Source organism: Nonomuraea sp. NPDC049624 (assembly GCF_040675255.1).
GTDB lineage: Bacteria > Actinomycetota > Actinomycetes > Streptosporangiales > Streptosporangiaceae > Nonomuraea.
Genome location: NZ_JBFAOR010000001.1, coordinates 361,435 through 385,749 on the forward strand (window position 1 = coordinate 361,435; position 24,315 = coordinate 385,749).

General features: G+C 69.9%; 23 protein-coding genes. 5 read left to right on the forward strand and 18 right to left on the reverse strand.

All coding sequences use genetic code 11. The features are described 5' to 3' along the window. Nucleotides 1-9: 9 nt before the first annotated feature. From AB0J76_RS02015 to AB0J76_RS02025, 3 genes are all read right to left on the reverse strand, one after another. Entirely contained in the window at nt 10-3,765 is a 3,756-nt protein-coding gene (locus AB0J76_RS02015; protein WP_352322201.1) for a S8 family serine peptidase, read from the reverse strand. Nucleotides 3,766-3,910: 145 nt separating this feature from the next. Continuing rightward, nucleotides 3,911-4,828, reverse strand: coding sequence for an RNA polymerase sigma-70 factor (locus tag AB0J76_RS02020; RefSeq protein WP_352322199.1), 918 nt, complete (start codon nt 4,826-4,828; stop codon nt 3,911-3,913). After that, nucleotides 4,825-6,045, reverse strand: a complete 1,221-nt coding sequence (locus AB0J76_RS02025) for an FAD-dependent oxidoreductase (protein WP_352322197.1) — start codon at nt 6,043-6,045, stop codon at nt 4,825-4,827. The genes AB0J76_RS02020 and AB0J76_RS02025 overlap by 4 nt, the downstream gene beginning before the upstream one ends. Before the next feature lie 128 nt (nt 6,046-6,173). Here AB0J76_RS02025 and AB0J76_RS02030 point away from each other — a divergent pair, with 128 nt between their 5' ends. Then, nucleotides 6,174-6,776: a hypothetical protein gene (locus AB0J76_RS02030; RefSeq protein ID WP_352322195.1), complete on the forward strand. Its 603-nt coding sequence runs from the start codon at nt 6,174-6,176 to the stop codon at nt 6,774-6,776. Here AB0J76_RS02030 and AB0J76_RS02035 read toward each other — a convergent pair. Genes AB0J76_RS02035 through AB0J76_RS02045 form a run of 3 tightly spaced genes read right to left on the reverse strand, consistent with a single transcriptional unit; the run spans nt 6,773 to nt 9,147 of the window. Then, nucleotides 6,773-7,966, reverse strand: coding sequence for an MFS transporter (locus AB0J76_RS02035; protein WP_352322193.1), 1,194 nt, complete (start codon nt 7,964-7,966; stop codon nt 6,773-6,775). The genes AB0J76_RS02030 and AB0J76_RS02035 overlap by 4 nt on opposite strands. Beyond that, nucleotides 7,963-8,166, reverse strand: a complete 204-nt coding sequence (locus tag AB0J76_RS02040; RefSeq protein ID WP_352322192.1) for a thioredoxin domain-containing protein — start codon at nt 8,164-8,166, stop codon at nt 7,963-7,965. Before AB0J76_RS02040 ends, AB0J76_RS02035 begins: the two co-directional genes overlap by 4 nt. A 27-nt stretch (nt 8,167-8,193) precedes the next feature. Continuing rightward, entirely contained in the window at nt 8,194-9,147 is a 954-nt protein-coding gene (locus AB0J76_RS02045; RefSeq protein ID WP_352322190.1) for an NAD(P)/FAD-dependent oxidoreductase, read from the reverse strand. Between the two features lie 93 nt (nt 9,148-9,240). On the opposite strand from AB0J76_RS02045, the gene AB0J76_RS02050 reads away from it, so the two are divergent. After that, a complete protein-coding gene (locus tag AB0J76_RS02050) occupies nt 9,241-9,834 on the forward strand; it encodes an XRE family transcriptional regulator (protein WP_352322189.1) in 594 nt (197 codons plus the stop codon). Nucleotides 9,835-9,844: 10 nt separating this feature from the next. On the opposite strand, the gene AB0J76_RS02055 is transcribed toward AB0J76_RS02050, so the two are convergent. Beyond that, complete coding sequence (locus tag AB0J76_RS02055) at nt 9,845-10,234, reverse strand: PPOX class F420-dependent oxidoreductase (protein ID WP_352322187.1); 390 nt, start codon at nt 10,232-10,234, stop codon at nt 9,845-9,847. 70 nt (nt 10,235-10,304) lie between these two features. Here AB0J76_RS02055 and AB0J76_RS02060 point away from each other — a divergent pair, with 70 nt between their 5' ends. Then, nucleotides 10,305-10,727: a MarR family transcriptional regulator gene (locus AB0J76_RS02060; protein ID WP_352322186.1), complete on the forward strand. Its 423-nt coding sequence runs from the start codon at nt 10,305-10,307 to the stop codon at nt 10,725-10,727. A 128-nt stretch (nt 10,728-10,855) separates the two neighbouring features. Here the strand turns inward: AB0J76_RS02060 and AB0J76_RS02065 are convergent, their stop codons facing one another. From AB0J76_RS02065 to AB0J76_RS02075, 3 genes are all read right to left on the reverse strand, one after another. Next, nucleotides 10,856-11,740, reverse strand: a complete 885-nt coding sequence (locus AB0J76_RS02065; RefSeq protein WP_352322184.1) for a GNAT family N-acetyltransferase — start codon at nt 11,738-11,740, stop codon at nt 10,856-10,858. Nucleotides 11,741-11,793: 53 nt separating this feature from the next. Beyond that, nucleotides 11,794-12,093 (reverse strand): hypothetical protein, encoded by a 300-nt coding sequence (locus tag AB0J76_RS02070; protein ID WP_352322182.1) that lies wholly within the window; start codon nt 12,091-12,093, stop codon nt 11,794-11,796. A gap of 304 nt (nt 12,094-12,397) precedes the next feature. Further along, entirely contained in the window at nt 12,398-12,910 is a 513-nt protein-coding gene (locus AB0J76_RS02075; protein ID WP_352322180.1) for a hypothetical protein, read from the reverse strand. Between the two features lie 600 nt (nt 12,911-13,510). On the opposite strand from AB0J76_RS02075, the gene AB0J76_RS02080 reads away from it, so the two are divergent. Beyond that, nucleotides 13,511-14,107 carry a hypothetical protein gene (locus AB0J76_RS02080; RefSeq protein WP_352322178.1) on the forward strand — a complete coding sequence of 199 codons (597 nt, stop codon included), beginning with the start codon at nt 13,511-13,513 and terminating at the stop codon, nt 14,105-14,107. Between the two features lie 199 nt (nt 14,108-14,306). Here the strand turns inward: AB0J76_RS02080 and AB0J76_RS02085 are convergent, their stop codons facing one another. From AB0J76_RS02085 to msrA, 4 genes are all read right to left on the reverse strand, one after another. Continuing rightward, nucleotides 14,307-14,861: a PIN domain-containing protein gene (locus AB0J76_RS02085; protein WP_352322177.1), complete on the reverse strand. Its 555-nt coding sequence runs from the start codon at nt 14,859-14,861 to the stop codon at nt 14,307-14,309. Nucleotides 14,862-14,864: 3 nt separating this feature from the next. Beyond that, nucleotides 14,865-15,320: a helix-turn-helix domain-containing protein gene (locus AB0J76_RS02090; RefSeq protein ID WP_352322175.1), complete on the reverse strand. Its 456-nt coding sequence runs from the start codon at nt 15,318-15,320 to the stop codon at nt 14,865-14,867. A gap of 873 nt (nt 15,321-16,193) precedes the next feature. Then, the gene (locus tag AB0J76_RS02095; protein ID WP_352322173.1) at nt 16,194-16,526 is read right to left on the reverse strand and encodes a hypothetical protein; all 333 of its coding nucleotides are present in this window, start codon (nt 16,524-16,526) and stop codon (nt 16,194-16,196) included. Then, nucleotides 16,523-17,185 (reverse strand): peptide-methionine (S)-S-oxide reductase MsrA, encoded by a 663-nt coding sequence (gene msrA / locus AB0J76_RS02100; RefSeq protein WP_352322171.1) that lies wholly within the window; start codon nt 17,183-17,185, stop codon nt 16,523-16,525. Before msrA ends, AB0J76_RS02095 begins: the two co-directional genes overlap by 4 nt. Before the next feature lie 170 nt (nt 17,186-17,355). Here msrA and rarD point away from each other — a divergent pair, with 170 nt between their 5' ends. Then, complete coding sequence (gene rarD, locus AB0J76_RS02105; RefSeq protein ID WP_364388485.1) at nt 17,356-18,285, forward strand: EamA family transporter RarD; 930 nt, start codon at nt 17,356-17,358, stop codon at nt 18,283-18,285. Here rarD and AB0J76_RS02110 read toward each other — a convergent pair. The 4 genes from AB0J76_RS02110 to nuoL are packed head-to-tail and all read right to left on the reverse strand — an operon-like array spanning nt 18,247 to nt 24,306. After that, nucleotides 18,247-19,236, reverse strand: a complete 990-nt coding sequence (locus tag AB0J76_RS02110) for a polyprenyl synthetase family protein (protein ID WP_352322500.1) — start codon at nt 19,234-19,236, stop codon at nt 18,247-18,249. The two genes, rarD and AB0J76_RS02110, sit on opposite strands and share 39 nt — an antisense overlap. A gap of 11 nt (nt 19,237-19,247) precedes the next feature. After that, nucleotides 19,248-20,837 carry an NADH-quinone oxidoreductase subunit NuoN gene (gene nuoN, locus AB0J76_RS02115; RefSeq protein ID WP_352322501.1) on the reverse strand — a complete coding sequence of 530 codons (1,590 nt, stop codon included), beginning with the start codon at nt 20,835-20,837 and terminating at the stop codon, nt 19,248-19,250. Then, nucleotides 20,834-22,393 carry an NADH-quinone oxidoreductase subunit M gene (locus AB0J76_RS02120; RefSeq protein ID WP_352322502.1) on the reverse strand — a complete coding sequence of 520 codons (1,560 nt, stop codon included), beginning with the start codon at nt 22,391-22,393 and terminating at the stop codon, nt 20,834-20,836. Before AB0J76_RS02120 ends, nuoN begins: the two co-directional genes overlap by 4 nt. Continuing rightward, on the reverse strand, nt 22,393-24,306 hold the full coding sequence (nuoL, locus tag AB0J76_RS02125; RefSeq protein WP_352322503.1) for an NADH-quinone oxidoreductase subunit L: 1,914 nt from the start codon (nt 24,304-24,306) through the stop codon (nt 22,393-22,395). The genes AB0J76_RS02120 and nuoL overlap by 1 nt, the downstream gene beginning before the upstream one ends. Nucleotides 24,307-24,315: the final 9 nt, after the last annotated feature.

A 24,315-nucleotide genomic window follows, 5' to 3' on the forward strand; every position in this document is an offset into this window, starting at 1 on the left:
CACCTGGAACTACCGGCGCAGCTGGTACGCGCGGGTCACGGTCTGCTCGACGGTGCCGCCGTCGGCGTCGGTGGCCTGCACGCGCAGCGACACGAACCCGCCGGGCTCGGCCGGGTTCCTGATCGTGCCGGTGAAGGCGCGCTCACCGGCCCCGGCGAGCCGTACCGGCTGCCAGGTCGCGCCGTCGTCGGCGGAGGTCCACAGGGCGGCCCGGGTGATGCGCGGCCCGGCCAGGCCCTTCGGGTAGCGCAGGCCGAGGCCGACGCGGGTGGGGGCGTTCGCGCGGGCGCTGTTGCTCTCGTCCACGTCGAGGTCGTAGTCGATCGACAGGACCGGCAGCAGGTCCTGGGCGGCCACCTGCTGCGAGTGGAACGTCCAGTCGGTGCGCACCTTGGTGGAGGTCGTCCAGAACGGCTGGTTCCGCTGCACGTCGGTCACCACGCGGTACTGGGCGCGTTCGGGCACCACCGGGAAGGCGACGGCCGCCGACGGCGCGGAGCCAAGCAGCTCGCCGTCGCGGTAGACCGTCGACTGCTCCTTGTCGGCGGAGGCGCGGAACAGGTACGTCTGGCCGGGCGCGGTGTCGAACAGCCCGCCCGCGAAGACCACGCCGACCGCGCCCTCGCGGACCGCGGACTTGTCCACCGCGGCCGGCAGCGCCGTGCGGACCACCGCCTTGTTCCAGTCGCGCGACACCCGCTGACCGGCCTTGAGCACGGACGGCGCGGTCTGCTGCCACGCCTGGCCGCCCTCCCAGACCGAGCCCACCTGCATCGACTCGAAGGTCCGCAGGTCGGCCGTGACGTACTCGGTGAGCGGCCGCGGCGTGATCAGCCGGGTGAAGACCGCGTAGGCCGTGCCCTGCATCGGCGAGACCAGCGACCGGGCGTACCCGGCCTCCGTGGCTGGCGCCGAGGCGTGGAACGACGACTGCACGGTGGCCAGCTCGCCCTCGCGCACCTTGTACCGCTGGTCCACCGGGACGCCGCCGTTGCGGTACTTGACCAGCTCGTAGGCGTACGGGCTCACCGCCGTGCCCGAGAGCCGGACCTGCAGCCTGCCCTTGGCCGCCGCCGCGGCCAGCCGGGCGCCCTGCTCACCCGCGAGCGTCATCGCCGGGATCCTGGTCGGCGACGTGCTCCAGTTGTCGGCGCCCCAGTTGTCGGGCTTGTCGTTGTAGATGATGACCGCGCCCGCGCCCGCGGCGGCGGCGTTGTCGACCTGCTGCTGCGGCGTGACCTCGGCGCTGCGCTTGACCAGCGCGAGCCGTCCCCGGACCGCCTGCCCCGCGTAGTCCTCGGGACGCCCGGTCCCGGCGTCCGCGGCCCGCAGGACCTGGGTGCCGTCGATGCGCGCGGAGCCGGCCCGGCCCCGGAAGTAGGCCGGCTCGATCGGCTCGGCCCCGGCGCCGAGGACCTGCGCCTTCAGCTCCGGCGCGGTGAGCGACCAGGCGACCCGGGACTCGAAGCGGCTGCTCGTGCCCTGGGACGGGACGGAGTACACCTTCGTCTCGCCGTTCATCCACTGTTCGAGGCCGTAGGCGCTGGTGCCGGCCGCGTTCTGGATCGCCAGGCCGAGCCGGACCCGGTCCGTCTGGTTCGGCTTCGGGGTGTCCATGGTGACCGGCCCGGCCTTGGCGCCGTCGAAGGTGACGGTCCGGTCGGAGTCGATGACCGCGCCCGGCTCGGCGCCGTAGGTGTACTCCCAGACCCGGTTCCCGTCGGCGGCGTAGTGGAAGATCTCCGCCATGAAGGCGTGCTCGCCCCGGGGCAGCCGGACCTTGGCGGTGCCGTCCGCGCCGATCAGGTAGCTGTCCGGAAGGGCCAGCCTGTCGAGGTTGATGTCGTGCACGACGGCGGCGCCGGTGGTCGGCCTGCCGTCCCGGTCGAGCACCTTGAGGGTGACGTCGAAGCGCTCCACGTCCCGGACGAAGCCGACGGCCGTGGTCACGGCCGTCTGGCCGTCGGCGGTGGTCGCGGTGACGTGCGCGCCGTGCGCCCCCGCCGGCACGGCCGAGGTGTCGACGGTGACGGCCGCCGACGCGGTGCCGTGCGCCGGCACGGTCACCGTCTGGGCGCCCAGGGTCAGCGCCGCGGCCGGCAGGTCCTCGCCCGCGCCCTTGGCGGCCAGGGTCAGGGTGACGGGCTGGTCGCCGTCGTTGACGTACTCGATCTGCTTGGTGGCCGGCTCTCCGGCGTCCCAGTCGGCGAGCCTGAAGTCGATCACGCCGGAGCCAGAGACGGGCTGGCGTACGGCGCGGCTCACGTCCACCCGGCCGGCGCCCTGGCTGTGCACGGGGGTGCCGGCCGTCGTCCGCGCGGTGCTGACGAGCTGGTTCTTCAGCCTCACGGCGGTCCAGTCGGGGTGCCGCTGCGCGAGGATGGCGGCGGCGCCCGCCACGTGCGGCGTGGCCATCGACGTGCCGCTCGCCGTGGTGTACGTGCCGTCCACGGGCGTGCCCATCGAGGTGCCCGCGGCGCGGGCGGCCACGATCTTGAAGCCGGGAGCGGTGATCTCCGGCTTGAGCGCCCCGTCGCCGCCGCGGGGACCGCGGCTGGAGAAGCCGGTGACCGCGTCCGCCGAGTCGACCGCGCCGACGGTGAGCGCCGCGTCGGCCACGCCGGGCGAGCCCACCGTGGTCGCCCCCGGGCCGCTGTTGCCCGCGGCGATGGTGAACAGCACGCCCGTCTCGGCGGTCAGCTCGTTGACCGCCACGGCCATCGGGTCGGTGCCGTCGGCGCCCTCCTGGCCGCCCAGGCTCATCGAGACGACCTTCGCGCCCGAGTGGGCGGCCCAGTTCATCCCGTCGAGGATCCACGACTCCATGCCGGCGCCCTCGTCGGCCAGCACCTTGCCCACGAGCAGCCGGGCCCCGGGGGCCACGCCCTTGTACTTGCCGCCCGAGCCCGCGCCGCTGCCCGCGATCGTGGAGGCGACGTGCGTGCCGTGCCCGTGGCCGTCCTGCGCCGTCTCGCCGGGGACGAAGCTGCGGCTGTCGGCGATCCGGTCGGCCAGGTCGGGGTGCTTGGCGTCCACGCCGGTGTCCAGGACGGCGACCTTGACGCCGGTCCCGTCGTAACCGGCGGCCCAGGCCTCGGGGGCGCCGATCTGCGGCACGCTCTTGTCGAGCAGCGTCTTGACCTTGCCGTCCAGCCAGAGCTTCTCGATGCCGCCGGACAGCCGGGCCTTGGGCGTGCCCGCCTTGGCGGTGTCGTCGTCCACGGCCTCCCAGAACGCGCCGCCGCGCTTCTTGTCCGCGGCGACGGCCGCTCCCCGGATGCCGGGCAGGGACCGGGTGAGCCGGCCGCCGTCGGGCGGAGCGGCCTTGGCCAGGCCCTTGCCGGAGTAGCGGACGATGGTCGGGATCGACTCGCTGTGGGCGTCGTCGTACCCCTGGGCGATGAGCTGGGTGACGTTGAACAGCCGCTTGTCCACCTGGCCCGAGGCGACCAGCGGCGCGGCCTGGGTCGGCATCACGTACACGTCGGCGCCGACCGTGTAGGTGCGCAGGTCGCCGGCCGACCGTTCGCCGGGGGTGACGGTGACCGAGACGGGACGGCCGGCCTGGCTGGCCACGACGACCTCGTCCCCGGTGATGAGGGTGACCCGCGCGGTGGTGACCGACGACGCCGGGACGCCGGTGACTCCGGCGGCGACTCCGGGGGCGGGGGCCGTCGCGTCACCGTGGGCGCTTCCGGTGCCGGCCGCGACGAGCGTGGCGGCGAGGGCGGCGCTGAGCAGCGCCGCTCTACGACTGAATGGCATGGCGGTGGCTCTCTTTCTACCGGTTGGGGGGTTGCGCAACCGGCAGAACAAAGTTTCGCCAGAAAGGGACGTACACACCATGACTAGGGCATGGCGGACAACCGACATGTCAGGTCGTCGCCACCGCCTGGGTCAGCAACGGTTGTCAAGGCGTGAGGTCGCGGGCGGTGCCCGCCGCGACCGCGCCCAGCTTGTCGGGGTTGGCGACGTTGTGGATGGCGGTGATGTGCCCGTCGGCGTCGAAGTCGAACGTCACGGTGGCGACGACCCGGCCCCGGCCGCTGAACACCACGCCGGGGCCGCCGTTGATCTCGGCCAGCTCGGCCCGCATGTCGCCCGGCTCGACGCCCTGGTAGGCGACCGTGCCGATCGCGGCGAACCACGCGGCCACCGTGTTCGCGCCCACGACCGGACGCAGCGCCTGGCGCACCTTGCCGCCCCCGTCGGTCCACAGGGTGACGTCAGGGGACAGCAGTTCCATGAGCGTGTTGATGTCGCCGCCGGTCGCGGCGGCCAGGAAGCGCCGCGTGACGTCCCGCTGCCGCGTCCGGTCCGCCGTGAAGCGCGGCCGCCGGGCCTGTACGTGCTCCCGCGCCCGATGCGCGACCTGGCGCACCGCCGCCTCGGAACGCTCCACCGCCTCGGCGATCTCGGCGTGGCTGAATCCGAAGACCTCCTTGAGCACGAACACCGCGCGTTCGAGCGGGCTCAGGGTCTCCAGGACCACCAGCATCGCCGTCGAGACAGAATCGGCGCCCGCGACGTCGTCGGCGGTGTCGGCGCTGGTCAGGATCGGCTCCGGCAACCACGGCCCCACGTACGTCTCGCGCTGGTACTGAGTGGACCGCAGCCGCTGCAGGGCCACGTTCGACACGATCCGCGCCAGGTACGCCTTCGGATCGGCCACCTGCGAACGGTCGTCGGCCGACCACCTGATCCAGGCGTCCTGGACCGCGTCCTCGGCGTCGGCCGCCGAGCCGAGCACGCGGTAGGCCACCGAGAACAGCAGCTTGCGATGCTCGTCGAAGACCTGCTGGTCCTGCTCCGGGTACGCGCGGCTCATCGCGCGGCGCCGATCCGGGTGAACCGGCCGCCACGCGGCCAGAGCGCGCCGGAGACCGGCATCTTCTTCATGCGGAGGTACGTCGGCCAGGGTGCTGCGGTCACCGTCTCCTTATACCGTGCGGCCGTGCGACCGGTGAGATACACCCTGCGCGGGCTGTCGTCGGGGTGGGTGAACTGCACGACCCCGTCGTTGCGGCCGAGGCTCACCGGGGTGTGGTAGTAGCCGAAGCGGAACGGCTTGAGCCGCCGGCCGTCCAGGGCGCGCAGGATCGACACCGCGGCGTGCACGCCGGTCGGCATGCCGCTCTGGCAGGTGCCGTGCATGACGCCGTAGCCCTGGCGGATCGCGGCGGCGTCGCCGAGCGCGTACACGTCCGGGTGCGAGACCGAGCGCAGGAAGGCGTCGGTGACGATCCGGCCGCGGTCGTCCACGGTGAGCCCGGCGGCCGCCGCCAGCGGCGAGACCCGCGTGCCGCTCGTCCACAGGACGACGTCGGCGGCGACGCTCTCCGCGTCCGGCCCGCACACCACCTCGACCGACCCGGGCAGCACCTTCGTGACCTCGACGCCGCTGCGCACCCGGACGCCCAGCCGGGCCAGCGCCTTGCGCACGTACTCCCGCGGCCCGGCTGCCATGGCCGCGCCGGGCTCCTGCCTGCCGAGCAGCACGACGTCCAGCTCGGGGTGGCGCTCGGCGATCTCAGCGGCCGACTCGACGCCGGTCAGCCCACTGCCGCAGACGGCCACCGCGCCACGTCCCAGGCGGCCAAGCTGGTCCAGCCGGACGGCCAGCGCCTCGGCGTCCTGCACGCTGTCCAGCGTGTAGGCGTGCTCCTCCACCCCCGGGACCGTCGCCGTGTCGGCCACGCTGCCCAGCCCGTACACGAGGGTGTCGTAGTGCAGGACCTGGTTGTCGTCGATCCGCACGCTCCTGGCCCGCACGTCCACGGCGGTCACCCAGCCGCGCACGAACCGGGCCCCGGTGCCCTCCAGCAGCTCAGGGATGCGCATCTCGGCGACCTGCTGCCCGCTCGCCACGACGTGCATCCGCAACCGCTCGGTGAACCGCTCCTGCGGATTGACCAGGGTCACCCGGACGTCCGTCCGGCCCTTGGTCCGCGCCGCGAGCTGGATCGCCGCCGCCATCCCCGCGTACCCCGCCCCCAGCACCAGGACGTGGTGCGGAGCCTTGCCGTTCTCGCGCTGTGTGGTCATCGCCGTGCCCTTTCCTACGGTGCGTCTGACCACGTGATGCAAGACCCCGCCCCATCCGTGACACGACGCCCCTGTGATCCGCGCCACACACCAAGAACCAAGCCGGTCCCGGCGGCATCCAACTGTTCATGATCGGCGTGACGCTCTCCCTGCTGCTGGCCCTGTCTCCGGCGGCCGTGACCGAGATTCCGAAGAACTTCCTGTTCACCGAGCGCGAGGCGCGCGTGCCGCTGAGCCCGGACGACGCCGCCGAGCAGGGATACAAGATCAGCGACAGGCTCACCGCGCCCTTCGAGCTGAACCCGTGCGGGCATCGGCGTGCCGTCGACCGTGGCCGGACGGCCGCCCGCACGATCAGCCACTGGACCACCGGGCCCAGCGAGTCGGCCGAGCAGCTCGTCCTCTACAGGAGCCCCCGGGCCGCCCACGCCGCGCTCACGGGCCTGCGCGCCGAGGCCGCGCGGTGCGCGCACAAGGGCGACCCGTCGGCGCCCACGCTCAAGATCCAGTGGCGGACGACCAAGGTGAAGGCGGGGGACGAGGCCATGGGCATGGGCTACCGGACCCGGCAGGACGGCAACGTGGACCAGACGGTCACGGGGGTCGTCGCGCGCCGGGGCAGCGCACTGATCATCTACCGGACCGACGAGGGCGACTACGACCCCGGCCGGCTCACCAAGAACGCCAGGAAGATGGCCGTCAAGGTCTGCGGCCTGCCCGGCGTCTGCTAGCCCGTCCGGCGCGAGGCCAACCGGTCCAGCAGGACGGGGACGACCGTGAGCGCGGCCAGCCCCGCGCCGATCCACGGGACGGCGGCGACCCCCGCCCCCGCGTCCAGCACGACGGCGGCCGGCACCGGCACCAGGCTGATGCCCAGCTGGAAGGCCGAGACCGTGGTGGCCCCGGCGAGCGCCGGCGCCCCCGACGCGATGGCGAACACCCGCCCGTAGACGGCCGGGTTCAGCACGAACCCGGCGACGCCGAGCAGCAGCACCAGCGGCACGACGGCCGCGACGTGCCGCCCGAGCACGGCCAGCAGCACGGAGCAGGCCGCGATCCCGAGCGCCCCCGCCAGGAGCGCGTGGGTGGGCAGCCGGTCGGCGATGCGGCCCCCGACCGACAGCCCGGCGAAGGCCCCCACGCCGAACAGCGCCAGGATCACCGGCACCCAGACCCCGGGCACGCCCGTGACCTGCGTCAGGAACGCCGCCAGGTAGTTGTAGGAGATCATGTAGGCCGCGGTGCTCAGCAGGGTGACGGCGTACACGATCCACAGCTGCGGCCGGCGCATCGTGCGGAGCTCGCCGCGGACGCTCGCCTGCCCGTGCCCGCCGGTGGCGGGCAGCGCCACGAGCGTCAGGACGGCGCCGGCGACGGTGAGCGCGGTCACGGCCCAGAACCCGCCGCGCCACCCGGTGAAGTAGCTGATCATCGCCCCGGCCGGCCCGCCAGCGATCATCGCCAGGCTCAGCCCGCTGACGACCACCCCGGACGCGCGGGCGGTGCGGTCCGCCGGGACCAGCCCGATCGCGGTGACCGCCGCCACCGCCCAGAACCCCGCGTACGCCAGACCGGAGAGAAAGCGCGTGACCAGCAGCACCGGATGGCTGTCGGTGAGGATGCCGATCGCCACGCAGGCGGCGAAGGCCGCCTGGGCGACCACCAGCGTCGTCCGGCGCGGCCAGCGGAGGGTCATGATGGCCAGCGGCGGCCCGCCGATCACGACCCCCGCCGCGAACGCCGAGATCAGCCCGCCGGCCGAGGCCAGCGTGATCCGCAGGTCCGCGGCGACCGCCGGCAGCACCCCGGCGAGCAGGAACTCCGCGCTGCCCATCGAGAACAGGCTGAAGGACAGCAGGTAGACCCCCAGCGGTAACCTGCCGCGGGCGACCGCCGCCCGTCCGGTGGCCGTGGCGCTCATCGGTCCGCCCCCGCCGCGCGCAGGGCCGAGGCAAGGTACTGGTCGGCTGCCAGGCTCTCCACGATCGGGGTGACCATTTTGCACGGACGGCACCAGGCCGCCCAGAACTGGATCAGAACCGGACGTTCCACCTCCAGGACGCGTTCGGTGAAGTTCGGCTCGGTGACGCTGCGCACCGAGCCGGGAACATGCGCGGGCATGACGAAGTCTCCTTGCGTGCGGGGGGGCTAACGAGCCAGGACGGACGTCGCGCGGCGCCGCTCGACGGCGTCCCGCACCTCTTCGTCCACCAGGTCGGCGTTGACGGCGGACGCGGCGGCCGACCCCGTTCCCGCCGCCGTGACGACCTGCGCGCGCGGGTCGACGACGTTGCCCGCCGCCCAGACCCCGGGCACGCTGGTCCGTCCCGTCCGGTCGGTGACGACCCAGCCGGCGTCGTCCTTGTCGCAGCCCAGACGGGTGAGCACCTGGTCCTGCGGCACCATGCGCGGGAACAGGAACACGGCGGCGCGCGGCAGCACCCGCCCGTCGGTGAGCTCGACGCCGCGCAGCCGTCCGTCCTCGACGACGAGGTGGTCGATCGGGCCCTCGACGATGCGCACGCCGCGGGCCTCCAGCCGGTCGCGGTCCTGCGGCGTCAGGTCGAGGGTGTGGGTGAGGAGGACGACGTCGTCGCTCCACTGGCGCAGCAGCAGGGCCTGGTGGACCGCCCCCGGATGCGTGCCGAGCACCCCCAGCGGCTGGTCGCCGACCTCGTGGCCGTGGCAGTAGGGGCAGTGCAGGACGTCCTTGCCCCACCGCTCCCGCACGCCGGGGATGGCGGGCAGCTCGTCGTACAGGCCGGTGGCGACCAGCAGGCGGCGGGCGCCGAGCACCGGACCGCCCTCCAGCCGCACCGCGAAGCCCGGTTCGACCTCCTCCACGCGCCCCCAGAGGAGCCGCACGCCGTACCGGTCGATCTCGGCCCGGCCGAGCTCCAGCAGGGTCGCGGGCGGCAGGCCGTCGCGGGACAGGAAGCCGTGCATGTGCGCGGCCGGGGCGTTGCGCGGCGCGCCCGCGTCGACCACCGCCACCTTGCGCCGCGCGCGGCCGAGGAGCAGGGCCGCGCTCAGTCCGGCCGCCCCCGCGCCGACCACCACCACGTCGTATTCGGTGTCCTTGCTGTTCGTCGCCGTCGTCATGGCGATCACCTCCGGCCCCGATGCTGCGATCCGGCACGCAGGAACGACAACTTCTGTTGCCATTTCTGGGAAATCGGAGGTGGAATGGGCCCCATGGAGCAGCAATCCCGGATCGACGCCACGCTGGCCCAGGTCGGCGCCCGGCTCAGGCATCTCCGCACCCAGCGCGGCGTGACCCTGTCGGCCCTGGCCGAGGCCACCGGCATCTCCAAGAGCACGCTCTCGCGGCTGGAGGCGGGGCAGCGCCGGCCCAGCCTGGAGCTGCTGCTGCCGATCGCGGAGGCGCACCAGGTGCCGCTGGACGAGCTGGTCGGCGCGCCGGAGGTCGGCGACCCGCGCGTCCGGCTCAAGCCGGTGGTCCGCAACGGCCGGACCGTGCTGCCCCTGACCACCCAGCCCGGCCCGCTGCAGGCGTGGAAGTCAGTCATCCCCGCCGACCAGAACCAGCCGCAGCCCGTCACGCACGAGGGATATGAGTGGATGTACGTGCTCTCGGGACGCGTCCGCCTGATCGTGGGCGACCACGACCTGGTCATGGGGCCCGGCGAGGCCGCCGAGTTCGACACCCATCTGCCCCACTGGTTCGGCCCGGCGGGCGATCATCCGGTGGAGGTGCTCAACCTGTTCGGACGGCAGGGCGAACGCATGCACATGCGCGCCCGGCCCCGCCCCCGGCAGCCGTCCTAGAGGTGTCCGGTCACTGGCTGGTGCAGCGGGTGGGCCGCACCACGATGACCACCCTGCGCTCGGCGTCGCCGACCGGCCGCGCGTAGTCGAGGCCGTACCGCCTGGCCAGCACGTCGAAGAAGTCGCCCTGGGGGTCGGGTTCGACCCGCTCGACCGTGCCCCGCACCTCCAGGTAGCGGTACGGCTGCTCGGGATCGTTGACCGAGATCGCCACGTGCGGGCGGGCGCTCGCGTTGCGCCCCTTCTGCCGGTCGTACGTGGTGGTGAAGCGCAGGAACTCGCCGTCCCAGATGGTCCACACGGGCGTCACCTGCGGGGTGCCGTCGGGCATCAACGTCGCCAGATGGACGTACAGGGGACGGGTCAGCAGGTCGAGATGGCTCTCCGGAATCACAGACATGCGTGGAACACTATCAAAGCTTTTATGCTCATAAGAGCTTTGAGTGCCTGCCGACTTGTAGGCTCCAGGCATGGACATGCCCCCGGAGGAGCGGCTCGGCCTCGACGTCAAGCGCGCCGAGCAGCGACTCATGGCGGCCAAGCACGCCGCGGTCAAGACCGCCGGACTGACCGTGCCCCAGTACGCCGCCCTGCTCGCCCTCCACGCCAACCCGGGCATCTCCGCCGCCGCCCTGGCCAGGGAGTGCCTGGTCACGCCGCAGGCCATGAACGTCGTACTGAAGAACCTGCTCGAACACGGCCTGATCGAGCGTTCCCCCCATCAGTGGCACCGCACCATGCTGGAAACCCACCTCACGGACGCCGGCCGCGAGGCGCTGCGGGTGGCGGACCAGGCAGCCGTGATCATCGAACGCCGCATCTCCGCCGCCTTCACCCCCGAGGAACGCACCACCCTCCGCACCCTCCTCACCCGCTTCACCGACGCGATCTGACCGGCCGCCAAGCCGCTCATCCAGCCGGGGATCCATGGCGCCGGTCCGCGACGGCCCTGCCAAGGATCAGATCCGCCATCCGCAGCAACCGATCCACATACGTCCTCGCCTCCCGGCCACGCGCTCGGTCACCGCTCTACGCGAAGGCTTACCTGTAAGCCCAGCTCGCGGAACCCGAGAGCCCGGGCCACCCGCCGCGACGCCTCCGGACGCGCTCGCCACTGCGGCAGCAACCCCGCACCGAGCGCGTCGGCCACCGCCGCCGACGCCACCGCCCGAGCCAGCCCCCTCCCCCGAAACCCCTCGGCAGTCAGTACGGACACATGCGCCGCCATATCCGACCACGTCCGATATCCGGCAGCGGCGACCACCTCACCGCCCTCCGCCCGAACCACCCAGACCGCCGAACCGACCTCCGCCAGCCCGCTCTCGTCGGCATCCTGCTCGCTCACCGCCGCCAGCAGCCCGCCGACGTCCCGATCCCCCACCGCCAGCCGTTCGACCTCTGCCCCGGCATGGCAGGGAACGAACTCCTCGGCATCGACGTACGCGAGCGTCGCCGGCCCCAAGACCTCCCGCACCTCCAGCCGCTCGAACAGCCCCTCAGACAGCCCGTCGGACAGGCGCTCGGAAAGCTGCGGAAGATCGACGCCGTCCCTACCGAGACCGCCGCGCAGGGCCCGGCGCAACGGCTCGACCAACCCGGCATCAGGCACCGTGACCAGCGCCCCGCCGTCCAGCACGACAATCCCCGTCCAACCCGGCGGACACAACCCCGACCCGGCGGCGACCACCACCGCAACCTCGCCACGCCCGGGAAACACGCCAGGCACCCCAGCCAACCCGGCCCACAACCGCCCCGCCGACTCCCGCACCACACTCCATGATCGGCTGTGCGAGCAGCCGACGTCCACGGAGTTACGACTCCACCACGCGGGATGGTCGATGCCCAGAAGTGAGAGCTGCGATACCGAGGTGCGGTCGCGAAGGCGCCCAGCTTTCTCATCGAGCATGAACGCCCTCCTGAACCGCACCATCGCCACGGCTAGGGCTTGGCACCAACCATCTAGTTGCTCTCTGGCCGCTGCCGAGTGCCGGGGCGGCGCAGGAGGCTGCAACGCGGCAGGCCACACTGCGGAACGGCGTCATGGGCGTTGATGTGGTGCCGCAGCCCGGTGATCTCGTCCACCAGGGCCTCGTAGTCTTGTCTCAGCTCAGCCTGGAAGGTGGCGAGTTCGGTCATCATCAGAACGATGCTGATCATGGTGAGGTCTTCCGCGGTGCGGGTGCTCGTCTCGAGCGCCTTGACGCGTAGCATCACCTCGAGGATCTCCGCCTCTAGGTTCACGGCTCCTGCCTGTTCCACGCAGGGAAGAAGATGCCGCACCGGTGGTCCGGCGCGTGCTCTGACGGGAGCACAGTGACAGATGGAAGGCAAAGAAGCCGAGCCCCGGTCCGACACGAGGTGTGGTTCTTTCTCCCACCACCACGCGTCTTTCCTCCCGGGGATGCGGTTTCTCACCAGCTCCTCGACCACAAACACCGCCGAACAGCCGGAAAGCGGGATAAGCAAACAGGCACAAGGATCTACAGCCGGCTCGCGCCCGTCACCGACGCTCACCGCCCGGGCCACGCCCCGCACGTCTCAGGCCCGTCCCGGCCAGAGGCCCTCAACCTCGCCGAGCCCCTTCGGGCCAGATCACCCGGACGGACATCCCCCGCCGCCGGGCCTCGGCCACCACGTCAGCCGTGCCGCCATGCCCTCGGGCCGGCTGCCCGTCCCAGACGGCGACCAACACATCGGCGTCATCCAGCATCCGCTCACTGGCCGCCATGTGCGACTCCGCGGTGGACTCCACGAACTCCAGCCTGTGAGCCCGCCGTGCCCGGCCCAGCAGCTCGTCGTACGCAGCACGGCACTCGCCCGGCAGCCCGTCCCGATACCGCTCGGCCGGGATCACGACCTCCAGCGCACCGCCGAGATCGAGCACCGCGCGAGCGAAGATCTGATCGGCCCCGTCCGCCAGGCAGGACAACCCACTGAGGCCGGGAAGATACTCCGCAAGAGCCTCACGTATCGCCCGATCGACCAGGGCAGCGGTCTCTCCCGCCAAACCCCTGTGCCCGGACACAGCGACGCGCACCGTGATCAGGACACCATCCAGATGTTCGCGCACCGGCACCCAGTTCCCCCTTACAGGTGGAACCAGTGAATCCGCCGACAAGTCGTACAGACGAAGCAGGTCGCGTCCCGGTTGGCCCAGTCCAGGCCCATGAAACTCATTCCGGTCGTCTGCAGCTTCCACTGACGGGCCTCGAAGATCTCACTCTGGCACGTGTCGCACCTGAGGTTCTGCCCGTGCGGGAGCCTTACGGTGTTGGCCTCATCCATGTTCACGATGCTATGCGAAATGATCCGCCAGGAACGCGACACTTTCCAAGACGGAGCCTTTGTCTTTCGACTCCCCCGCATTTCGGCTTGCCCCGGTCGGCCAGGTGAGGCGCACCGGCCGACCGAGATTGTCGGCGCCGGACTCTATGCTTCGTGCCCATGTCGGGCGCGACCTTCCTGGCAGGATGGCTCATGGATTGGGACGACGAAAAGGCAAAAGTTCTTTCCCCGTTGCTTTCCTGTACCGTCTGCGGTATCACGACCGTGGAAATGACTGAAAAGCGCTGCTCATATGGCCTGCGGCACCCCCGATCCGGCCGTACTGAAAACACGAGCACCCCTTCCAGCACTCGCTGAAAGCTGACTCGAATCGAGGAGGAGTTGAAGGACCATGGGTGACTACTTCGAACGGATCGTCGATGTCGAGGTGACCGGCCAAGAGGCTGAGTCGCTCGCAAAGCGGGTGGTCGACTGGATGGTCACCGAGGGACTGATCACACACGAAAGGTCCAGCGACGGCATGTACAGCCTGCAAGTGGACGACGGATACACAGCCGGCCCCAGCTGGAAACGAGCAGTGGCTGACTCCTCGGACCCGTCGTGGATACCGGGCCCGGTTGCGGTCATCGTCGGACGGGATTCCCACGTCGGGGGCCAGGGAATGAGCGAGGCGGACTCGGCGACCTGCCCACGATGTGACGCGACCACCGTGATCATCGACTACCCGAACGCGTGGGAGGCGGACCAGGCGGCTTGGCAGCCGTTCAGTGACGGCATCGACACCTGGAAGGAGACTGGCGAAGGGAGTGTCACCTGCCCCTCATGCAGGGCCTCCGTCCCGGTCACCGAGTGGCAGTTCGGTTCCGGTTTCGACCTCGGGGCACTCGCATTCGACTTCTGGGGCTGGCCACCTCTCAGCGTCAGCTTCCACAAGGAGTTGAGCCAGCAACTGGGACACCGCATAGAGGTACAGTCAGGCAAGTTCTAGCGATCAACCGGGCGACGACCACCCTCACAAGTAGCCGCTGATACCGCCCGCGTCCTGACACGCCCTGTCTTCGCCTAGCCAGATGTCACAGGCCACGCCCGTGGCGCGGATGCCGCAGTGGCCGTTGGGGACTGCCTCTGTACCGCTGGTGCTTGTGGTTGCTGTTCACTTCGCGCTACAGAACCAGCCCGAAGAGGCGTCATCCAGCTCGCAGGGCAGCGACAGCCTCAACGAGGCCGGCCGCCTCCAAAGCGTCGAGCACGTCCTCGACCGTCTCAGGGGGGCTGGTCCGTGAGTCCGCAATCTGCTGCACACACGCCCAGACGACTCTTCCGTCCAAGTCGATTTGGTCGAGAACGAAGTCGTCGGGCGACATCGCCTCGATATCCCACGGATCCAAGTAGTCGGCAGGGAAGTCCTTGAGATTCGACGTGACGATGGCCTTCGCACCCACCTTGATCGCTGCGGCCAGTACATGTCGATCGTCAGCGTCGGGAAGCTTCAGCCCTTCGATCAGTGGCTCATGCCCCTCGACGAGGCAGTCGCGGACAGCGGAGTTCATCAGCCGGCGGAGCTTGTCGAGCTTTTCCACAGGAATGTCGGGGCGGTTGGCGGCGAGGTTGCGTTGCATCTCGTCGAGGATGCTGTTGGTCCACCTGGCTTGCACCCGTGCCGTCATGGCGAGGCGGATGAGCAGGTCACGCAGGGTGTTGCCGTACAACACGTTTGCGTCGTAGATCACCACGAATGTCATGGCTCAGATGCCCAACTCTTGCCCCAGCGCAGCGAGTTCGTCGGCCACGGCCCGGCGCTTGGCGTCATCGCGACGCCTGTACTCCTGGAGGTCCTCGTACTTGATTCGACGGTGCTTGCCAATCAACCGGAACGGAATCTCTCCCGTCTCCAGAAGCTTGATGACGTACGGGCGTGAGACGTTCAGCATGTCCGCCGCTTGCTGTGTCGTCAGCTCAGCATGGGACGGAATCACCGTGACTCCGCGCCCCTCAGCTGCTTGGGCAAGGATGAAGGCAAGCAGAGTCACTGCTTCACGAGGCAGGATCAAAGGGTCCTCGCCCCCGTGCTCACCGACGACCTGCACGGTCGGCTGCTCGGGATACCGCATGAGGTAATCCTTGATCCTGCGGACCGCGCGAGCGGCCACCTCGGCATCGATGCTTCCCGGCTGAACTCGCTTTGCCTGCACGTCAGTCATGACGTCACCCCCTCTTCGCAGTATCCGCAACAAACGAAATAAACGCAAGCACGGTCGCTAGCGGCTAGCGGAAGCACACGGCCGAAGACGTCCAAGCTCAGCGGCCTCTCCAACGTCCGTTGCGATGAGACCTTGTTCCACCTGGGCAGGTCGAACTTGACTGGGATGGCGCCGACCTGCCCCCCTGCACACCTTCACGCTGCACCTGGCCTTCCACGCACCACGAGCAGTAGTCACCGTACGCGCGGAGTAGAGCAGAGAACCGCCACCAGGGGCTACCTCTACGAACTCCTGCCCTCTCTACCTTCACAGGCAACCGTGATGGTGATCAGTCCAGGCTGAACAGGTGCACGGCCTAATGGGCCTCGGACCGGTACTCAGCCCATCTGTCAACCGCCTCTTGAAGGTCAAGAGCGGCGACGTCCTCACGCGCCATCCCGGCCGTGAGAGTCAACCGGTCCGCGAGCCAATCGGGAACCGGTTCTCTGGCGGGTGCCTTCTCCACCCGAATGTGGTCGGCCAGCTCCGGTGATTCTCGAAGACCTCCAAGCGGCATTTCCCGGTTGGTGCGTCTGTGCAAACAGACCCGTCCCACGTCCGTTGCGGGGCGACGTTGGATGAACTGGCTGCGAATCTGCAGGCGGGTAGATCGACGGCAACCCGACCCGTGGCCCAGGGCCTCCAGGCACGAGCACCTGGAAGCGGGGCGGCAGAAATTTGAAGCTCATCGGCGGGGCCGCCGGCCCGCGTGCGGCGGCGGGCACGAACGGCCCCCAGGCCGCACGCGCAAGCCCGCCAGACCGCTGAGCGGGCCGGCGGCCCCGTGGCGAGCGCAGCGAGCCCTTGACCATGTAGAGAGGATTGTCGCCGCGACTACTCAGCGTGGTTAGAACTTCTCCGAGCATCGTCGATGATCAGATTGCCGATCCGGACCAACCGAGCGACGAACATTCGGCCTTCGCGGCGACGAAGACGCGGAAGGAGCGCCCGCAGATCACGGGCGCACTCCCTCACGACTCGCAGCTGATCAGCATCCAGCGCACCCCTCCGGCTGCCGACATAGCTGGTCAGAGGGCCCGCCATGCAGAATTCGAGATAGGCAACCGGCTGATCGTAGATGTCCACACCGCGCAGGTCGTCAGGGAACGGCAGGCTCGAGTGCTCCGCCCAGAGCACACAGACCTCGTCGAAGACCGCCTTGTTCACTCGCCAGCAGGCGCGATGCCCACCGGGCAGGACACGCCGGTGCCGCCGATGCCGCAGTAGCCGTTGGGCACTTTGTACAGGTACTGCTGGTGATAGTCCTCGGCGTAGTAGAAAGGCTTGGCTGGGGCTATTTCGGTGGTTATGGTGCCGTAGCCGGCCTGGGTGAGGACCTGCTGGTAGGCGGCGCGGGACGTCTCGGCCGCCTTCTCCTGCTCCGGCGAGTGGTAGTAGATCGCCGACCGGTACTGGGTGCCGGTGTCGTTGCCCTGCCGCATGCCCTGGGTCGGGTCGTGGTTCTCCCAGAAGACCTTCAGCAGCTCCTCGTACGACACCTGGGCCGGGTCGAACACCACCCGGACGGCCTCGGTGTGCCCGGTGAGGCCGCTGCAGACCTCCTCGTACGTCGGGTTGGGCGTGTAGCCGCCCTGGTAGCCCACGGCGGTCGTCACCACCCCCGGCGTCTGCCAGAACTTGCGCTCGGCCCCCCAGAAGCAGCCCAGCCCGAAGTCGGCCACCTCCAGGCCCGAAGGGTACGGCGGGGCGAGCGGGGCGTCGAGAACCGCGTGCCGCACGGGCACGGGCATCGCCTCCGAGCGGCCCGGCAGAGCGTCCTCGGGACGGACCATCGATGTCTTGTTGCCGCCGAACAGCCAGCCCATCGTGCCACCTCCATCAGGTGTCTCCACCCTACGCAAGCGCCGCGGGCGGCGGTGTGGCGTGGGTGGCGGGATTGCGCCTACACAACGCCCGAACAGTTAAGGGTGCCTAAACATTCCCGTATAGTGACACACATTTGTATTTAAGCTGGTAAGGCCCGAAAATGGGTTACATGCCTGACCTTCGGCGCGGTGTACTGTTCGGGATCGCCGCCTACACCATGTGGGGGCTGTTCCCCCTGTACTGGCCGCTGCTCAAACCGTCCGGAGCCGTGGAGATCCTGGCTCATCGGATGGTCTGGTCCCTGGTCGCCGTCGCCGTCGTGCTGGCCGTGCGCCGGCACTGGAGCTGGTTCAGGGAGCTGGCCCGGCAGCCACGCAAGCTCGTCCTGCTGACGATCGCCGCCCTCGTCATCACCGTCAACTGGGGCACCTACATCTACGCGGTCAACACCGGCCACGTGGTCGAGAGCGCCCTCGGGTACTTCATCAACCCGCTGGTCAGCGTGCTGTTCGGCGTGCTGGTGCTGCGGGAGCGGCTGCGTCCGCTGCAGTGGACGGCGGTCGGGTTCGCGGCGCTGGCGGTGGTGGTGCTGACCCTGGACTACGGCAGGCTGCCCTGGATCGCGCTCACGCTCGCCGTCAGCTTCGGCGTGTACGGGCTGGCCAAGAAGCAGGCGAACGTGGCCGCCACCGAGAGCCTGGCCGTCGAGACGCTGGTGCTGCTGCTGCCGGCGCTCGGATACCTGATCTATCTGGAGTTCGCGGGGCAGGCCACGTTCGGACAGGAAGGCGTCGGGCATGCGCTGCTGCTGGTGGGGGCCGGGATCATCACGGCCGTGCCGCTGATCTGCTTCGGCGCCGCGGCGATCCGGGTGCCGCTCAGCACCGTCGGGGTGCTGCAGTACATCGCGCCGATCCTGCAGTTCGTGGTGGGGGTGACGATCGCCGGCGAGGTCATGCCGCCCAGCCGGTGGATCGGGTTCTCGATCGTGTGGCTGGCCCTGGCCATCTTCACCTACGACAGCCTCCGGGCGGCACGGACGGCCGCCCGGGTCAGGCGGTCAGCCCGAACGCTCGACCACGTAGTCGCAGAGAGCTAGGAAGGCCGCCCTGGCCGGGATGTCGGGCAGGGCGGAGAGGTCGACGCGGGCCCGGTCGACCCAGGCGGTCAGCTCGGCGCGGGCCCGCTCCATGGCCGGGTGGGCCCGCAGCAGGGTGAGCGCCTCCTCCACGTGCTCCTCCGGCACCGGGCCGGACAGCAGCTCGGTCAGGCGCGACTGCTCGCCGCTGGTGAGCGCGTAGAGGACCGGCAGGGTACGGACGCCCTCACGCAGGTCTGTGCCGGGGGTCTTGCCCGACTGGGCGCCCGAGGAGGCCACGTCGAGCAGGTCGTCGCCGAGCTGCCAGGCCACGCCGACGGCCTCGCAGGCGCGGCTCAGCCGCTCTTCGACGTCGGCGGGGGCACCGGACAGCAGCGCGCCGAAGCGGCCGGAGGCCGCGATGAGGGAGCCCGTCTTGTCGGCCAGGACGCTCAGGTAGTGACCGACGGGGTCCTCGCCGTCGCGCGGGCCGACCGTCTCGCGGATCTGCCCCTGGACGAGGCGGGAGAACGTCTGGGCCTGGATGCGGATCAGCTCGGGGCCGAGGTCGGCCAGGAGGTCCGAGGCCTGGGCGAACAGGTAGTCGCCGGTGAGGATCGCCACGGTGTTGTCCCACCGGGCGTTGGCCGAGGGCGAACCCCGGCGCACCGGGGCCTCGTCCATGACGTCGTCGTGGTAGAGCGAGCCCAGGTGGGTCAGTTCGATGACCACCGCGCCGGGCACGACACCCGGCGCGGACGGGTCGCCGAACTGGGCCGCGAGCAGCACCATCAGCGTACGGAACCGCTTGCCGCCCGCCTCGATGAGGTGCTTGGACGCCTCCGTGACGAAGGCGTCCTCGCTCTCCACCGACGAGCGCAGGAGCTTCTCGACCGCGGCCAATCCGGTGGCCACGTCCTGCGCCAACCGTTCGTCCTCAATGGGAAGGTCAACCACGGGCGGCGCAGACATACGAGATCCCCTTATCTAATGAACAGAGCCGAAGCGGCGTCGTTGGCGACACCGAGGAGGGTCTCCGGGTAGAGGCCCACTCCTACGGTAACCAGCAGGGAAACGGCGATGACGGCCACGGTCCCCATACTGGGCACCGCGATCGCCGGGCCGTCGGCCGCGGGCTCGCTGAAGAACATCAGCACGATCACCCGGACGTAGAAGAACGCGGCGATGGCCGAGGCCACCACGCCCACCACGACCAGGCCGGCCATCCAGCCGCCCATCGAGTCGCCGGGCTGCGTGCCGCTGTTCAGCGCGGCCGCGAACACGGCGTACTTGCCGAAGAAGCCGCTGGTCAGCGGGATTCCGGCGAAGGCGAGCAGGAAGAAGGCGAACACCCCGGCGAGCATCGGCGAACGCTTGCCGAGCCCGGCCCAGCGCGACAGGTGTCCCGCCTCGCCGCCCGGGTCGCGCACCAGCGTGACCACCGCGAACGCGCCGACCGTGGTGATGCCGTAGACCGCCAGGTAGAACAGGATCGACTTGAGCGACTGGGCGTTCTGCCCGGCCGAGCCGAACGTCGCCATCACGCCGACGAGCAGGAAGCCCGCGTGCGCGATGGAGGAGTAGGCCAGCATGCGCTTGATGTCGGTCTGCGTGATCGCCAGGATCGAGCCGACGATCATCGTCAGGGCCGCGACGGCCCAGATGACCGGCCGCCAGTTCCAGTCCAGGTTGCCCAGACCGACCCAGAACACCCGCAGCAGGGCGCCGACGGCAGCGACGAGCGTGCCGGAGGCCATGAGCGCGGTGATGGGGGTCGGGGCGCCCTGGTAGACGTCGGGCTTCCACGCCTGGAAGGGCGCGGCGCCGATCTTGAACAGCAGGCCGACGCCGAGCAGCGCGAGCCCGGCCATGAGCAGCGGGTCGAGCAGCGCGCCCTTGGCCAGGGCGGCGTTGATCCCGGGCAGCGAGACGGTGCCCGCGTAGCCGTAGATCATGGCGGTGCCGTACAGGAAGAACGCCGAGGAGAACGCGCCGAGCAGGAAGTACTTCATCGACGCCTCCTGCGACAGCAGGCGGCGCCGGCGGGCCAGGCCGCACAGCAGGTACAGCGGCAGCGACATGACCTCAAGGGCCACGAACATCGTCAGCAGGTCGTGCGAGGCCGGGAAGAGCAGCATGCCGCCGACCGCGAACAGCACCAGCGGGTAGACCTCGGTCTGCCCGGCGCCGTTGTCGGCCGCCTCGGCCTCCTCCTCGTCCGCGCTGCCCGGCACGGCCGCCGCCGAGGCCACGAAGTGGCCCTCGTCGTTGATCAGCAGCACTGACACGAACGACAGGACGATGATCACGCCCCAGATGAACAGCGCGGGACCGTCCACCGCGACCGCGCCCATGGCGGCGGCCTGGGTGGGCACGCCGCGCACGACCTGCAGGATGACCAGCGCGAACGCCCCGATCAGGCTGAGCAGCGTGAGCGGGACGTGGATGGACTTGCGCAGGTAGCGGGGCGCGAACGCCTCGACGAGCACGCCGATGCAGGCAGCGCCGAAGATGATCAGCAACGGCGCCAGCGTGCCGTACTCGATCGTCGGCGCTGGGATGACGTCGTTCACTGACCTGTCCCCTTCTCAGCGATGGTGGCAGTGGGTACGTGCACGTTGGTCAGCGTCTGCTGCACGGACGGGTTGATCACGTCGAGCAGCGGCTTGGGGAAGAAGCCGAACCCGATGATCAGCGCGACCAGCGGCGCCAGCACCCAGATCTCCCGGGCGTTGAGGTCCTTGAACGCCTTGACCGGCTCGGCGGTCGGGCCGTTCAGCGTGCGCTGGACCATCCACAGGATGTAGACGGCGGCCAGGATGACGGCCACCGCGGAGATGATCGCGGCCACCGTCAGCGCGCCGGAGCCGTGCGCCTCGCTGGAGTACGTGCCGATCATCACCATGAACTCGCTGACGAAGGACGACAGTCCGGGCAGCGAGAGACCGGCCAGACCGGCGACCAGGAAGAAGCCGGCGAGCACCGGGGCGACCTTCTGGACGCCGCCGTAGTCGGCGATGAACGGCGAGCCGCGCCGCGCGATGAGGAACCCGGCGGCGAGGAACAGCGCGCCCGTGGCGAAGCCGTGGTTGACCATGTAGAGGGCCGCGCCGGACTGGGCGACCGACGACATGGCGAAGACGCCGAGCACGATGAAGCCGAAGTGCGAGATCGACGTGTAGGCGATGAGCCGCTTCATGTCGGTCTGGCCGATGGCCACGATCGCGCCGTAGATGATGCTGATGACCGCCAGGACGACGATCGGCATCGTGAACGCCTTGGCCGCGTCGGGGAACAGCTCCAGGCAGAAGCGGAGCATGCCGAACGTGCCGACCTTGTCGAGCACGCCCACGAGCAGCACGGCGGCGCCGGCCGGGGCCTGGGCGGCCGCGTCGGGCAGCCAGGTGTGCACCGGCCAGAGCGGCGCCTTGATGGCGAAGGCGATGAAGAAGCCGCCGAACAGCCACTTCTGCGTCGTCGGGTCCTTGATGGCCCCGACGAGCGGCTCGAACATGAACGTGCCCTTGTTCGCCAGCACGTACAGGCCGATGACCGCGACCAGCATGAGCAGGCCGCCGAAGAGCGAGTACAGCAGGAACTTGACGGCCGCGTACGACCGCTGGGCGCCGCCGTACGACCCGATCATGAAGTACATCGGGATCAGCATGGCTTCGAAGAACACGTAGAAGAGGAAGACGTCGGTCGCCGCGAAGACGCCGATCATCATCGTCTCAAGGACGAGCAGCAGCGAGAAGTACGTCTTGACCGACCGCTTGGGCGTGATCAGCGTGCCGTCCGCGGTCCGGACGCCGTCGGCGTCGTGCCAGGAGGCCAGGACGACGATCGGCACCAGCACGACCGACAGGGCGATCAGCACCAGGGCGACGCCGTCGACGCCGACCCCGAACTTCACGCCGAAGCTCGGGATCCAGTCGTACTCCGCCTTGAACTGGAAGCGCTCGCCACCGGGCTTGAACCCGGCGGCCATGACGCCCGTCAGCACCATCGTCAGCAGCGAGACCGCCAGCGTGACCTGCTTGGCCAGCTTGTCGCCGCCCTTGGGAAGCAGGGCCACCACGATGGCGCCCACAACGGGCACCGCCATGAGTATCGGGAGCCAGGGTGACATCAGATGTTCCCAACGAGGAGCAGGGCGCCGGTCAGCAGGGCGGCACCGATCAGGATGGACAGCGCGTACGTTCGCGCGAAGCCCGTCTGGAGCCTGCGCAGGCGACCCGAGCTCCCGCCGATGCCTGCCGCCAGACCGTTGACCAGCCCGTCGACGCCGCGGTTGTCGAAGAACACCGCGATGCGGGTCAGCCACTGGCCGGGACGCATGAACAGGGACTCGTTGAGGGCGTCGCCGTACAGGTCACGGCGGGCGAACGTGGTGAGGAAGGAGCCGCGCGGCTGCACCGAGGGCACCTCTGCCCGGCCGTACCTCATCCAGGCGAAGACCACGCCGACGGCGACGAGCGCGAGGGTGGCCAGACCGGGCGTGCTGGCGAACTGGAAGCTCGGGGCCTCCGCCTCGCCGCCCACGGCGGGCCGCAGGAAGTCGTACAGCCTGCCGCCCAGCACCAGGTACGCACCCAGACCGAGCGCGCCCAGCGAAAGGATCATCAGCGGCACCGTCATGACGAGCGGCGACTCGTGCGGGTGGGCGTCGTCGGCCCAGCGCTTCTGGCCGAAGAAGGTCATGAAGACCATCCGCGACATGTAGAAGCCGGTGATGCCCGCGCCGAGCACGGCCAGCCAGCCCAGGATCGGCTGGTGGTGGACCGCGGTCTCGATGATGCCGTCCTTGGTGAAGTAGCCGGACAGCAGCGGGAACCCGATGATCGCCAGGTAGCCGATGAAGAACGTGACGAACGTGATCGGCATGAACTTGCGCAGGCCGCCGTACTTCCTCATGTTCACCTCGTCGTTCATGCCGTGCATGACCGATCCGGCGCCGAGGAACATGTCGGCCTTGAAGAAGCCGTGGGTGATCAGGTGGCCGATCGCGAAGGCGTAGCCCGCGGGGCCGAGGCCCGCGCCGAGCATCATGTAGCCGATCTGCGACATCGTCGAGCCGGCCAGGCCCTTCTTGATGTCGTCCTTCGCACAACCGATGATCGCACCGGCGAGCAGCGTGGCCGCGCCGACGATGGAGACGGCCAGCGCCGCGCCGGAGCCCTCGGGGAAGAAGAACGCGCCCGAGCGGACGACCAGGTAGACGCCGGCGGTGACCATGGTCGCCGCGTGGATCAGGGCCGAGACCGGGGTCGGGCCCTCCATGGCGTCGAGGAGCCAGGACTGCAGCGGGAGCTGCGCCGACTTGCCGCACGCGCCGAGGAGCAGCAGCAGGCCGATGGCGAGCATGGTGCCGTCGGAGGCGGCGCCGGAGCCGATCTTCGCGCCGAGGTCCTTGAAGGCCAGGGTGCCGAACGACGTCCAGATGATGAACATGCCGACCAGCAGGCCGAAGTCACCGACGCGGTTGACGACGAACGCCTTCTTCGCCGCGACCGCCGCCGAGGGCTTGAACTGCCAGAACCCGATCAGCAGGTAGGACGCGAGACCCACGCCCTCCCAGCCGATGAACAGGCCCACGTAGTTGTCGGCCAGCACCAGCAGGAGCATCGCGGCGACGAACAGGTTCAGGTACGCGAAGAACCTGCGCCGGTGCTCGTCGTGCGACATATAGCCGATGGAGTAGATGTGGATCAGCGATCCGACACCCGTGATGAGCAGGGCGAAGCTGATCGACAGCGGGTCGATCAGCAGGCCCATGTCGACCATGCCGGGGATGAACTCGTACAGGTGCACCGCGCGGCGGCGCTCCTCGGGCCCGAGGCCGATCAGTTCGAAGAAGGCCAGCACCGCCACCACGAACGAGGCGAGCGACATGACCACGCCCAGCAGATGGCCCCAGCGATTGGTGAACTTGTTGAACACCAGCAGGATGAACGCCCCCACGAGCGGAAGGGCGATCATCAGCCAGGCGTTCCCGATCACACCGCCGACGTGAGGGGTGATCTGAGCGATTTCAGATTGCATCAGTCACCT